The sequence below is a fragment of the Streptomyces sp. NPDC025793 genome (genome assembly GCF_055558375.1).
Genome location: NZ_JBVHMR010000044.1, coordinates 18,555 through 30,371 on the forward strand (window position 1 = coordinate 18,555; position 11,817 = coordinate 30,371).

Consider the following 11,817-nt stretch of genomic DNA (forward strand, 5'->3'; position numbering starts at 1 on the left):
ACAACGGCCCGAACATATGTCAACGGCGGTCCATCAGATGGAACGACCAGCGGGCGGCGCAGGCCGTCCAGTCCAGGATGCGGATGGCCGCTCCGGCGTCCTCCAGGTCCTGACAGCGGGCGCGGTGGCGGCGTTTGATGCCGTCGAGGCCGAGGTGGCCGCCGAGGGCCGGGTGAACGGCCAGGCAGCGGCCGTGGGCCCACAGCGCGGGATGGTCGGCGACGCGCTGGACGGCGGCGGCGTCCAGGTGGTCGCGGTGCACGGGGTCGAGCTGGACCAGGTCGACCCACAACTCGACATCGGCGGCGGAGCGCAGGGCACAGGTTTCCCATTGCAACCGTCGGGAGGCGACGGTCTCCTGTGATGGAACTCGTACCGATGTTCTCGGCCGGGTCGGGGCGCCCGAGGACATCGCGTGGTGCGCGGTGTATCCGGCGTCGGACGAGTCGGCGTGGGTGACGTGCCGATCAGCAGCGTGCTCACTGCTGAAGGCTCACGCGAAGGGTCCCCGCAGGCTCTCGCCCGCGAGGACCCTTCGCACCGTCGAAACCACAGGATTTGAACCTGCGACCTTTGCCCCCTTTCGCGGAGCTTCTGAGTGGCGTGCGACAAGCCAACCTTCGAGGTCGGTGTCCAGCGTCCTCGGCCGAGTAAGGAGTCTGGGTGTTGAACCTGCGCCGGCTCAGGCCGGTCAGTCCGGATACTCCGGTCCGACCGCGGTGCGGGCACCGAGCGTCCTTCCCCTGCCCCAGCCGAGTTCACGCCGGTATCCGCCGAGCAGACCGGATTCCTCGAGCTGTGTCGCATCACGGAAGCGCGAGCCCGGAGCGACCGCGGTCACCAGCGGGGCGACGAAGAGCGCGTCGGTCGGGCAGTACGCCTCGCACTGGAAACACGTCTGGCAGCTGTCCTGTCGCGCGATCACCGGAACGCCGTCGGCGCCGCGGTCGAAGACGCGCGTCGGGCACACCTCGATGCACCGGTCGCAGGCGATGCAGCGGTCCGGCTCGACGATCTCGATCATGCGGCTCGGCCTCCGATCGTGACCAGCGCCCGCGACGCCGGCTCGGGACTGCTCCAGACCTCGTCGAGCCCACCGGTGAGCAGCCGATAGTGCTGGGCCGAATCCTGCGTCGGCCGGTCGGCCCGCTTGTGCATACCGCGCGATTCGGTGCGCTGCAGTGCCGCGTGGTACATCCAACGTCCGTGGGCCACCATCGCGGCTGCTTCCCTGACCCGGAAGAGCTCCTCACCGCTCGCACCCAGCCCTTCGCGGATCGCGGACCACGTCCCGTGCAGGGAACGCAGAGCCGGTTCGAGACGGTCGGCGTGCCGCAGGTAGTTGCGGTCGTACGGCAGGACCTCGCGCTGTACGGCGGCGACGACCTCGCCATGGCCGACGTTCACGGCACCGGTCGGGCGAAGGCCGGCCGTCCCCACGGACCGCAGTCGGTTGCCGCGTCGGCCCCGCCGGTTGGCGAACTCGGCGGCGCCCCGGCCCGCCCAGCTGCCCGAGGACGCCGCCCACGCGGCGTTGTGGCTGCCACCTCCGGTGAAGCCGCCGCAGATCAGCTCGCGGGTCGCGGTGTCGCCGGCCGCGTACAGGCCGGGCACGTCGGTCGAGCAGTCGTGGTCGGCGATGCGCACACCACCCGTCCCGCGTACCGTGCCTTCGGCCAGCAGAGTGACCTCGAACAGGTCGGTGAAGGGGTCGATGCCCAGCCGGTCGAAGACCAGAAAGGTGTTCGGCTGACCCTTGCGCATCGCCATCTGTTCGTCAGGGCCGGCTCGGTCGAGCCGGGCGTAGACCGGCTCCACGAGCAGCGTCCTCGCGATCACCGACCGGCCGCGGGTGCTGCCCGCGCCTTCCAGCACCGAGCCGTCGGCGCGGTAGAAGGTCGCCCAGGAGTAGTAGGCGGTCTTGGTCAGCGACGTGCCTTTCGGGGCGATGGCGTAGGCGTTGGAGAACTCCATCCCCGACAGCCGCGCCCCCGCCTCCACGGCCAGCAGCGCGCCGTCCCCGGTGTTGACGTCGCAGCCGAGCGTCTTGGACTGGAACGCACATCCGCCTGCGGCGAGCACGACCGCCCCCGCCTCGATACGGACGGTCTCGCCCGTCGTGCGGTCGAGCGCCCGCGCCCCCGAGGCAACGCCGTCGGCATCGGTCAGGAGTTCCAACGCAGGGGTGTGGTCGAGGATGCGGACGCCCAGTCGCCGTACCCGGGTCCGCTGCCGACGCATGTACTCGGGCCCCTGGAGGTCGCCGCGCAGCTGACGGCCGTGGGCGTCGACAGGGAACGGGTACCGCTGGATGCGGGCGAGTTCGTCCATGCGCGCGTGGGTCTCGTCGAGGACGCGCGCCATCCAGTCCCGGTCGGCGAGGAATCCGCCGAGCGCCTCTCGGCTCGCCATGGCGGCTTCCCGCAGTTCGGGGAGGTCGTCGACGTACCAGATGCCGGTGCCGACGGAGGCGGTCGCTCCGCTCGCGCCCGTGTAGCCCTTATCGGCCAGGACTACGTCGGCACCTGCCTGAGCGGCCTTGATCGCGGCCCAGGTGCCCGCAGGGCCGCCGCCGATCACCAACACGTCCGTGGACAGGGTCTGTTCCGGTTCGGTACTCGTCATGACGTTGCGTTCCTTCCGTTGCGGGGTTCAGGACTTGAGGCGGCCGGTGCCGAACATCGCGGCCGACCAGGCCGTGAGCGCCGCCGCGAGGCCCCAGACCACGGCAAGGGCCCAGCCCGCGCCGACGTCGCCCTGGCCGAGGAAGCCGATCCGCTCGATCTGGACCAGCCAGAAGACGGGGTCGAGGCGGCTCAGAGCGTCCCAGAACGGCGGCAGTTGATGGACCGAGTAGAAGACGCCGCCGAGAAAGCCCAGCGGCAGCAGAATGATCGACTCCATGGAGTAGACGTGGTCGAGGGACTTCGCGTGGCCGCCCGCGATCACACCGACCTGCGCGGCAACAAGGAGCACGCCGAGCGTGCCGAGCAGCAGGACGAGGGGACGGGCCGGGGCGCCACCGTGGGTGAGCGGAAGCGCCACCGCCAGGACGCCCGCGCCCACGACGACGCCTCGGGCGATACCGCCGCCCACCAGTGCCGCGTTGATCTCCCACCACCTCAGCGGGCTCGCGAGCACGTCGTTGATGTACTGGTCGCGGCGGGCCTCGAACAGGCTGGTCGTCCCGTTGAAGAAGCCGACGTTGACGATCGCCTGGGTGAAAAGGCCGGGCACGATGAAGCTGCCGTACCCGACGCCGTCGATCGTGTCGACATGCCGGCCGAGGGCCGACCCGAAGACGACGACGAAGAGCACGGTCGACAGCACCGGGCCGACGACGCTGTAGCGCCAGATCGTGAGGAAGCGCAGGACCTCCCGCTCCAGAAGCCACAGGAACGGCGACCGCTCCGCCCGGAAGGGCTCGTCGTACACCGGGAGGGCCGGGGCCTCGGTGCCGCTCACGAGGCGACCTCCTCCGCCGTGATCGCCCGGTCGTAGACCTCCGAGATGTCCCGGGCCGCGTACCGCTCCCGTAGCGAGGCGGCGGAGCCGCGGTCGACGATCCGGCCCGCGCGCAGCAGCGCGATCTCGTCGCACAAGGTCTCCGCCTCCTCCAGGTAGTGAGTCGTCAACAGCACAGTGGTGCCTGCGGCGTTGAGGCCCTTGACCACCCGCCATATCTCCGAGCGCAGTTCGACGTCGACACCGGCCGTCGGCTCGTCGAGGATGAGCAGGCGGGGCCGGTGCATGAGGGCCCGCGCGAGGACGAGGCGCCGTTGCATGCCGCCGGAGAGTTCGTAGGCGCGTACGTCGGCCTTGTCGTCGAGGCGGAACAGGGCGAGCAGTTCGTCGGCGCGCCGGGCGGCCGCCTTCCGGCCGATGCCGTGGTATCCGGCGTGGTAGATCAGGATCTGCCGGATGGACAGGAACCGGTCGACGTTGATCTCCTGAGCGGCCAGACCCAGGAGCCTGCGGGCCTGACGGCTGCGGTGGTCGTGGCCGAAGACGGAGAGCGTCCCTGCGGTGGGTCGGACGATGTTGCACACCGAGCCGATCAGCGTGGTCTTCCCGGCGCCGTTCGGGCCGAGCAGCCCGAAGAAGGCGCCGTCGGGTATCTCCAGGTCCAGCCCGGCCACCGCGATGAAGCCGTCTTCGTAGGTCTTGCGGAACCCCTCGACCCGCAGCGCGGGCGGACTCCCGCCGCTCCGGAAAACGGCGGGAGTCGCGAGCGTGTCAGCCATGGAACTGGTTCGCCGGGACCGGGAGTCCGTAGTGCTCGCGCAGGGTCGTGCCCTCGTACTCCTCGCGGAACAGCCCCTTGCCGCGCAGGATCGGCAGCACATGCTCCACGAAGGCCGCGAGACCCGACGGCAGGGCGGGCGCCATGATGTTGAACCCGTCCGCGGCACCGCCCTCGAACCAGGCGATGATCGTGTCCGCGACCTGCTCGGGCGTCCCGACGAACTCGAAGTGTCCGCGCCCGCCGCCTAGCCGGGAGATGATCTGCCGGACCGTCAGCCGCTCGCGCACCGCGAGATCGATGATCAGGTCGGAACGGCTCTGCGAGCCTTCCAGCTTCGGCCTGGCGAGGACGGAGTCGGGCAGGGGCCCGTCGAGTTCGAAGACGGACGGCTCGGTCTCGAACACTGCGGCCAGCTGACGAAGCCCGTACTCCGGGACGCGCAGCTCGTCGAACTGCCGCGCAAGCGCCCGAACCTCCGCCTCGGTCGACCCGATGTACGGGACGATCCCAGGCAGGACGATCACGCCGTCCGGGTCACGGCCCGTGGCCCTGGTCCGTGCCTTGATGTCGGCGTAGAAGGCGGCCGCGCGCTCGTACGTCGTGTGCGCGGTGAAGATCGCCTCGGCGTGGCGGGCCGCGAAGTCCTTGCCGTCCTCGGAGGAGCCGGCCTGGACGAGCAGCGGGTAACCCTGTGGCGGGCGCTCGACGTTGAGCGGGCCGGCCACCTGGAAGTACCGGCCCCGGTGGTCGAGGCGGTGCAGACGCGCGGGGTCGGCGTAGCGTCCGGTGGCCCTGTCCGCGAGGACGGCCTCGGACTCCCAGCTGTCCCACAGCGCCTTGGCGACCTTCAGGAACTCGTCGGCACGGGCGTAGCGTTCGGCGTGACCGGGGCGGTCGTCGAGGCCGAAGTTGGCCGCCTCGTCCGCCCCTGCCGAGGTGACGATGTTCCAGCCGGCGCGGCCGCCACTGACATGGTCGACGGAGGCGAGCCGTCGGGCGAGGTTGTACGGCTCGTTGTACGTCGAGGACACGGTCGCGATGAGGCCGATCCTGCTGGTCGCCTGGGACAGCGCGGTCAGCAGGGTCAGTGGTTCCAGCTGGCCCGGCGGCCGGAACTCGCCGGTTCCGATGAGGGCCGGGCCGTCCGCGAGGAACAGCGAGTCGAACTTGGCGCTCTCGGCGAGCTGAGCCAGCTCGATCCAGTGCTGGAGGTCGAAGTCCGCCCGGGGGTGGCTGTGCGGGAGCCGCCACGCCGCCTCGTGGTGGCCCGCTTCCATGAGGAAGGCGTTGAGGTGGAGCCGCCGCCGTCCCCCGCTCATGAGGTGACCTTCAGCTTGGAGCTGTCGTAACCGGCCGGGAGGAGGTTGTCGCTGATCGACTTGACGTCGACGTTCTTGGTGATCTGGCCCGCCTCCAGGAAGGCGTCGGCGAGCTTCTGCTCCAGTTCGATGTCCGACTGCTCCACCGGGGTCACCCGGTTCGAGTAGGCGGCCAGGGATGCCTTGGCGTCGGCCGGCGGGATGCCCTGCTCCTTCGAGAGAGCCTGCGCGTACTTGTCGGGGTTCTTGACGGCCCAGGCGAACTCCCGCGAGAGCCTCTTCAGCACGTCCGTGAGAGCCGCGCGTTTGGTCTTGTCCTTCAGCGACGTGTCACTGGCGACGTAGTAGCTGCTCGTCTGGTCGATCGGCGGGAGACCCTTCACCAGGATCCGCGCGCCGTTCTTGACCGCGATCGCCGACTGGGGGTTCCAGATCGACCAGGCGTCCACCTTGCCGGTGTTGAACGCCGTCGCGCCCGCCGCCGGGTCGAGGAACGTCAGCTTCACGTCCTTGGGGGTGAGGCCGACGCTCTTCAGCGCGTTCAGGGCCAGGCCGTGGGCCGAACTGCCCTGCGGAACAGCGATCTTCTTGCCCTTGAGGTCGGCGGCCGTCGTCAGCTTCGAGCCCTTCGGCACGATGATGTTCTCCACCGCCTGGTCGGGCGTGAGCGAGCGGTTGACGGCGACGACCTTGAAGCCGTATTCCTTCGCCGCCCCGGTGATCGGCGGCACGTCGCCGACGCTCCCGAGGTCGATGTCGCCCGAGGCTTCGGCCTGCACGAGCGGCGGGCCGTAGGTGAACCGGGCGAACTTCACCTTGTACGGCGCGTTGTCGAACACGCCGGTCAGCTTCGCCAGCTCCTGGCTGCCGTCACCGCCGTTGTCGCCGATCGTGAAGGTGTACTTGCTCCACTCGGGGTGCTTGGCGTCGCTCGTATCGGCGGCGTTGCTCAGCGGCGCGGCCGTGTCCGACGACGACGATCCGCAGGCGACGAGGGTGCTCGCCAGGGCGAGCGAGGCGACGGCGCCGATGAGTCTGGTGGTTCTCTTTCGCATGGTTGTCGTGCTTTCTGTGCTGGGTGAGGGTGTTCGGGGAGGTCAGTGCTGGCCGGCGAGGCCGAGGTCTTCCAGCAGTCGCGCGCGGAGTTCCTCGCGGGCGACGCTCGCTTCGCGGTCACCGGCGGATAGGTGGACGTCGTGCGAGGTGCCGATGCAGCCGTTGCTCATGACGACGATGCGGTCCGCGAGGGCGATCGCCTCGTCGACGTCATGGGTGACGAGCAGCATGGCGGCGTGGTGCTTGGTCCGCAGTGCGCGTACGAGGTCGTGCATGCGCAGCCGTGTGATGGCGTCGAGGGCCGCGAACGGCTCGTCGAGCAGCACGAGTTCGGGCTCCGAGACCAGGGCCCGCGCGAGCGACAACCGCTGGGCCTCGCCACCCGACAGTTCCTTGGGCCATGCCTTCTCGCGGCCCGCGAGTCCGACCTCGGCGAGCACGTCGCGGGCCCGCTGTTCCGCGTCGGGTCCGTGCAGGCCGAGCGTGACGTTGCGCAGGACCCGCTGCCACGGCAGCAGCCGGTCGGCCTGGAAGACGATCGCACGCTTCGCCGGGACCTCCACGCGCCCTGCGTCGGGCCGGTCGAGTCCGGCGAGCAGACGCAGCAGGGTGCTCTTGCCGCAGCCTGAGGGGCCGAGCAGGATCACCAACTCCTCGTCGGCGAGGGTGAGGTCGAGGTGGTCAAGCACCACTCGGTCGCCGAACCGACGGACCACCTGCTCGACGACAACCCCGGTCTGCCGACGGGGCTCCGTCGCGATCGTGCTGCTCATGACGCCTCATAACTGGGTCGCCACCGCAGCAGCACCCGCTCGAGAACCCGGACGAACTGGTCGGCGAGCAGACCGAGGAGGGAGTAGATCACCAGCCCCACGAAGACCTGGTTGGTCTGCAGATAGGTCTGCCCCTGAGTAATGAGAAAGCCAAGTCCCTTGTCGGCGTTGACCGTTTCCGCGGCGACCAGGCCCAGGACGCTGTACGCCAGGGAGAACCGCAGGCCGACCAGGAACCCCGGCAGGGCCCCGGGCACCAGCACCCGCGTCACCAGGCGCCAGGTGCCCGCGCCCGTCGTCCGCGCCATCTCGATCAGCCGCTGGTCGACGCCCCGGATCGCGGCGAACAGGTTGAGATACATCGGCACACCGGCGCCGAAGGAGATCAGCAGCACCTTGGTGAGTTCGTCGATGCCAAACCACACGATCATCAGCGGCAGCACCGCGAGGAGCGGGATGGTGTTGAGCACCTGCACGAGGCCGTTGAACAGGTACTCACCGCTGCGCAGCAGCCCGCCGAGCACTCCGGTGACGATGCCGACCGTCAGCCCGATCGCGAGACCGATGCCGGCTCGCTGCAGCGAGATGGCCAGGTCCGGGCCGAGGACGCCCTGCTGCCACAGATCGGCGGCGGACTTCACGATCGAGGTCGGCGCCGGAGCGTAGGTCTTCGGCACCACTGCGGCCCGGGCGAGTACCTCCCAGGCGATGAGGATCACGACCGGGGTCGTGTAGATGCCCAGCGGCCAACGCAGGCGGTCGCGGAGCGCGGTGAGCGGAGTCGTCCGGCGGCGGGCGTCGCGCGGCAGGAACACCTCGCGTTCCCGCGCGCTCGTCGTCTCGGCGTCGGGGCTTTTGGTGACGGCAGGCCCCTTGAGGCTGAGCTCCGTCATGCCGCCACCGCCGGCACGCTGCTGTAGTGCGAGGCGTCGCCCACGAGCTGCTCGCTGCGGCGTCCGTCGACACCGGCCGGCACCTCACCCGCGATCGTCACCCGGTTCAGGCGGCGCGGGTGGTCGTCGTAGTTGTCCACCCCGTAGTGCTGGGTGATCCGGTTGTCGAAGATCAGCAGCTGGTTCGGGGACCAGGTCCAGCGCAGGATGTTCTCCGGACGTGTCACGTACGATTGGAGGAGGCGCAGCAGATCGGCCGACTCGCCGCTCGACAGACCGACGATCCGCTTGGCGAACCCGCCGATGAACAGACCGCGTTCACCCGTCAGCGGATGTACCCGTACGAGAGGGTGCTCCGCCTCGTACGGCGTCGACACGAAGATGCGGTCGTACTCCTGCCGTTGTGCCGTCGTGGCCGAAGGGCGGGCGTAGTCGTACTGGTTGGTGTGCACGACGCGCAGCGAGTCCGCGAGGGCGCGCAACGGTTCGGGCAGGTCGCGGTAGGCCGCGGCGGCGTTCGCGATGAGCGTCTCGCCGCCGTACGGCGGGGTCACGATCGACCGGAGCGTGGTGAGCTGCGGCGGGTTGACCACGAAGGTGACGTCCGTGTGCCACTCGTTGGCCTTGGACGTCTCGCTGTCGACGGCGAGCACGTTCGTCGTGCCGTCGGCGGCCGGCACGTTGGGGTGGGCGGTGGTGAGTTCGCCGAACCAGCGAGCCACGCGCTCCTGGCCGGCGTTGTCGAGGTTGACGTGATCGAAGACAATCGCCTTGTGCTCGTTGACGGCGTCACGGAGCGCCGTGACCGTCGAGAGATCGGGGGTCGCCGTGAGGTCGACGCCCTCCACGACGGCGCCGACGCGGCCGGTGAGCTTACGGATGGACACAGGCATGAGGGAGTCCTTGTCGGGAGGAAGTGGGCGCACAGCTGAGAGCTGGGTGCTCCGTGCGGAGAGCCGGGAGCGGAGAGCGGAGAGCGGAGAGCGGAGAGCGTGAGTGAACGGCCGACTCGTGAGCCGATCAACGGGGGATCGGGCAGTCGGTGCGATGGCGGCGCAGGGGAGCCCGAACCTCAGCCTGTGCGGAGCGCGCGGAAGAGGTGAGGCCGGAGGAGCAGTCGCTCAGGAGACGGACACGGCGATCCCACAGGGCGGCGCTGCATTACGGGCGGTTTCGGACCGCCTCCCCACGACGCGCACCGTCGGTGCGCACCGGTTGCCGCCGGGGACCACTTACCGGGTCAGCGACAACAAAACGCGCTGGAGACGTGCGCCAGATCGATGTGGCGCCGCCGAGTGAGCTCCACGCGCGGGTTCATGGCACGGGAGTCCAGCAGAGGTCCACCACGTTGGTCAATAACCTTCCGGACAGGTCTCGCATTGCGGACACGGGACCGGCGTGGACGCCGCGGGCAACCGTACTTGCCTTTGACGCGCGCGTCAGGGGCTAACGTCTGCGCGCCCGCACCGGCCGGTCGTCCCGCTCGACCCGCTTCGCTTCTCCCGATCAGAAGCCCCCATGGCCACTCCCCTGCCGTCCGCCACCCGCGAGATCCGGCTCGTCACTGCTCCTGAGGAGCTGCCCGGCCCCGAGCATTTCGCCGTCGTCGCGCAGCCACTGCCCACGCCCGGCCCCGGCCAAGTCCTCGTCCGCAACCGGTACTTCCTCGTGTTCCCCGGGCTGCGCACCCTGTTCGGAGGCTCACCCGAGGGAGTACCGCTGCCGCCGGTCAACGCCGGTGTCGTGCTTTTCGGCCCCGCTGTCGGCGAGGTCGTCGGCGCGGACCCGGGCAGTCCGCTGCAGCCGGGAGACACCGTCACGCACCTGCTCGGGTGGCGCGAGCACGCGCTGGTGGCCGCAGGCGACTGCACACCCCGGTCGGCGATGTGCTGCGGGCCCCGGTCACCCACCTGTCCTCGGGGTCGACCGCCTACGGTGCGCTCACCCGGCTCGCCGACGTCCGTCCCGGCGACACGGTCCTGGTCACGGGGGCGGCGGGCGCGGTGGGGACCCTGGCCGGTCCGATCGCCAGGCTGCTGGGCGCCGGGAAGGTCATCGGCAGTACCCGCTCCGCGGCCAAGGCCGAGCGGCTGCGCACCGAGCTGGGTCACGACTCGGTGGTGGTGTCCGGCGACCACTCCCAGATTCGCCGAGCAGTTGGGCACTGCGGCACCCGAAGGCATCGACGTCCTGGTGGACACCGTGGGCGGCGAGCAGCGACAGCGGCGCGCCGCGGCGCCCGCTTCGCGCTCGTCGGCGCGCTGTCCGGCCAGTTGTCACCGCACCGGGACGGTGACAGCGCTCCGGTGGAGATCGACACCTTCCGCGTCATCAACCAGGGGATCACGCTGCGCGGTTACAGCGGCATCGACCATCCCGAGGTGACGGAGGAGTGGGCCAAGCGGTTCGGCGGCTGGTTGCGCTCCGGTGAGATCTCCTTTCCGCATGTACGGATCCCGGGCATCGAACGAGCCCCTCAGGCGTTGCAGGAACTGTTCGAGGGGCGGCATTTCGGCACGGTCGTCGTGGAGCTGCCGGCCCAGTGACACGGACCGAGGCGAGATCGGGATGCGAATCGGAGACGCGGCGGCAGCGGCCGGGACCACCCCACGGGTCCTGCGGTTCTACGAGGAGCGCGTCCTGCTGCCCCCGCCGCAGCGTACGGCCACCGGCCAACGCCGGTACGGGCCGGACGAGGTGGCCCGCGTCCGCGTCATCCGCGAACTGCTCGGCCTCGGCCTCACCGTCGAGGACCTGCGCGGCATCGCCGACCGGATCCAGCTCCTGGCCGGGGACCCACAACTGCGCTGCACGAACACCGACTCGGCCTCCCCCGGCTCCCACGTGATCGCACATCGGCTCGCGGCCATCCACGCCGAAATCAACCGCCTGTCCCGCCTGCGTCCCCCCTCTTGGCACAGCGGACGGGCCGTCCCTGATCCTCCGCACGAGACAGGCGTGGGCAGCAAGGGCGTCGGCCCACGCTCCGCGTACCTCGCCGCCGCTGCCGTCGAGCGGGAGCGGCGATTCGTGTTCGGCCCCGCCACCACGGGGAGGCCGGGCACACAGGGAGGTGGCGGGCCGGGGCGGCAGTGCCGGAAGTGGCCAGGAGGGCGGTGGGGTGAAGTCGCAGCAGGTTCCGTCGAACGGGAAGACACCGGTTTCCGCCAGCCGGGCCACCCGACGCCCCTCCTCACGGATGTCCTCGGCCTCGCGCCACGTCCAGTAGGAAGGATGCCCGGTCTTGTCCGCGAAGGACTCCTCGTCCTTCCACTGCCAGGTCCCGTCCGGTCGTACGGTGACGTCGAGCTCCAGGTCGAACACGTCGATGCCGTCCGTGTTCCGTCGGCGATGCTCCAGGTTGACGTACCAGCCGCTGAAGCCACCGTCACCGTCCGCCGACGAGAACAGCCACCAGACCGCGTGGGCAGGCCTCGCTGGGCTGGTGGATGAGGGCGTTGCCCCGGTGCCAGTGCCCGGTTTCCAGGGGGTACCCGGTCGCCGGCCACTGTTCCGGTGGCACGTCCCTC

10 protein-coding genes and 4 pseudogenes are annotated in these 11,817 nt (G+C 70.1%); 3 read left to right on the forward strand and 11 right to left on the reverse strand.

The window, feature by feature from the left end:
* Positions 1-19: 19 nt before the first annotated feature.
* The 10 genes and pseudogenes from ACZ4MF_RS41075 to ACZ4MF_RS41120 form a co-directional block, all read right to left on the reverse strand.
* Positions 20-310, reverse strand: a pseudogene (locus ACZ4MF_RS41075) (glutathione S-transferase family protein); the annotation flags it as partial.
* A gap of 381 nt (positions 311-691) precedes the next feature.
* The gene (locus tag ACZ4MF_RS41080; RefSeq protein WP_467498422.1) at positions 692-1,024 is read right to left on the reverse strand and encodes a 4Fe-4S binding protein; all 333 of its coding nucleotides are present in this window, start codon (positions 1,022-1,024) and stop codon (positions 692-694) included.
* Positions 1,021-2,625, reverse strand: coding sequence for an FAD-dependent oxidoreductase (locus ACZ4MF_RS41085; protein WP_467498424.1), 1,605 nt, complete (start codon positions 2,623-2,625; stop codon positions 1,021-1,023). Before ACZ4MF_RS41085 ends, ACZ4MF_RS41080 begins: the two co-directional genes overlap by 4 nt.
* Before the next feature lie 27 nt (positions 2,626-2,652).
* Positions 2,653-3,465: an ABC transporter permease gene (locus ACZ4MF_RS41090; RefSeq protein ID WP_467498426.1), complete on the reverse strand. Its 813-nt coding sequence runs from the start codon at positions 3,463-3,465 to the stop codon at positions 2,653-2,655.
* Entirely contained in the window at positions 3,462-4,244 is a 783-nt protein-coding gene (locus ACZ4MF_RS41095; RefSeq protein ID WP_467498428.1) for an ABC transporter ATP-binding protein, read from the reverse strand. Before ACZ4MF_RS41095 ends, ACZ4MF_RS41090 begins: the two co-directional genes overlap by 4 nt.
* The gene (locus tag ACZ4MF_RS41100) at positions 4,237-5,565 is read right to left on the reverse strand and encodes an LLM class flavin-dependent oxidoreductase (RefSeq protein ID WP_467498430.1); all 1,329 of its coding nucleotides are present in this window, start codon (positions 5,563-5,565) and stop codon (positions 4,237-4,239) included. The genes ACZ4MF_RS41095 and ACZ4MF_RS41100 overlap by 8 nt, the downstream gene beginning before the upstream one ends.
* Positions 5,562-6,620, reverse strand: a complete 1,059-nt coding sequence (locus ACZ4MF_RS41105) for an aliphatic sulfonate ABC transporter substrate-binding protein (protein WP_467498432.1) — start codon at positions 6,618-6,620, stop codon at positions 5,562-5,564. Before ACZ4MF_RS41105 ends, ACZ4MF_RS41100 begins: the two co-directional genes overlap by 4 nt.
* Positions 6,621-6,662: 42 nt before the next feature.
* Positions 6,663-7,394, reverse strand: a complete 732-nt coding sequence (locus ACZ4MF_RS41110; protein WP_467498434.1) for an ABC transporter ATP-binding protein — start codon at positions 7,392-7,394, stop codon at positions 6,663-6,665.
* The gene (locus tag ACZ4MF_RS41115; RefSeq protein ID WP_467498436.1) at positions 7,391-8,287 is read right to left on the reverse strand and encodes an ABC transporter permease; all 897 of its coding nucleotides are present in this window, start codon (positions 8,285-8,287) and stop codon (positions 7,391-7,393) included. The genes ACZ4MF_RS41110 and ACZ4MF_RS41115 overlap by 4 nt, the downstream gene beginning before the upstream one ends.
* The gene (locus ACZ4MF_RS41120; protein ID WP_467498438.1) at positions 8,284-9,180 is read right to left on the reverse strand and encodes a TauD/TfdA dioxygenase family protein; all 897 of its coding nucleotides are present in this window, start codon (positions 9,178-9,180) and stop codon (positions 8,284-8,286) included. The genes ACZ4MF_RS41115 and ACZ4MF_RS41120 overlap by 4 nt, the downstream gene beginning before the upstream one ends.
* 625 nt (positions 9,181-9,805) lie before the next feature.
* Here ACZ4MF_RS41120 and ACZ4MF_RS41125 point away from each other — a divergent pair.
* From ACZ4MF_RS41125 to ACZ4MF_RS41135, 3 genes and pseudogenes are all read left to right on the forward strand, one after another.
* Positions 9,806-10,096: pseudogene (locus ACZ4MF_RS41125) on the forward strand (NADP-dependent oxidoreductase); the annotation flags it as partial.
* A 23-nt stretch (positions 10,097-10,119) separates the two neighbouring features.
* On the forward strand, positions 10,120-10,833 hold the full coding sequence (locus ACZ4MF_RS41130) for a zinc-binding dehydrogenase (protein WP_467498440.1): 714 nt from the start codon (positions 10,120-10,122) through the stop codon (positions 10,831-10,833).
* A gap of 22 nt (positions 10,834-10,855) precedes the next feature.
* Positions 10,856-10,999 (forward strand): annotated as a pseudogene (locus tag ACZ4MF_RS41135) (MerR family transcriptional regulator); the annotation flags it as partial.
* A gap of 504 nt (positions 11,000-11,503) precedes the next feature.
* Here the strand turns inward: ACZ4MF_RS41135 and ACZ4MF_RS41140 are convergent.
* Positions 11,504-11,698 (reverse strand): annotated as a pseudogene (locus ACZ4MF_RS41140) (ribonuclease FAU-1 family protein); the annotation flags it as partial.
* Positions 11,699-11,817 lie beyond the last annotated feature (119 nt).

Excerpts from the sequence above, each read along its gene's own strand:
- ACZ4MF_RS41080 (WP_467498422.1), bottom strand. The coding sequence starts at position 1,024 with ATGATCGAGATCGTCGAGCCGGACCGCTGCATCGCCTGCGACCGGTGC.
- ACZ4MF_RS41085 (WP_467498424.1), bottom strand. The coding sequence starts at position 2,625 with ATGACGAGTACCGAACCGGAACAGACCCTGTCCACGGACGTGTTGGTG.
- ACZ4MF_RS41095 (WP_467498428.1), bottom strand. The coding sequence starts at position 4,244 with ATGGCTGACACGCTCGCGACTCCCGCCGTTTTCCGGAGCGGCGGGAGT.
- ACZ4MF_RS41100 (WP_467498430.1), bottom strand. The coding sequence starts at position 5,565 with ATGAGCGGGGGACGGCGGCGGCTCCACCTCAACGCCTTCCTCATGGAA.
- ACZ4MF_RS41105 (WP_467498432.1), bottom strand. The coding sequence starts at position 6,620 with ATGCGAAAGAGAACCACCAGACTCATCGGCGCCGTCGCCTCGCTCGCC.
- ACZ4MF_RS41110 (WP_467498434.1), bottom strand. The coding sequence starts at position 7,394 with ATGAGCAGCACGATCGCGACGGAGCCCCGTCGGCAGACCGGGGTTGTC.
- ACZ4MF_RS41115 (WP_467498436.1), bottom strand. The coding sequence starts at position 8,287 with ATGACGGAGCTCAGCCTCAAGGGGCCTGCCGTCACCAAAAGCCCCGAC.
- ACZ4MF_RS41120 (WP_467498438.1), bottom strand. The coding sequence starts at position 9,180 with ATGCCTGTGTCCATCCGTAAGCTCACCGGCCGCGTCGGCGCCGTCGTG.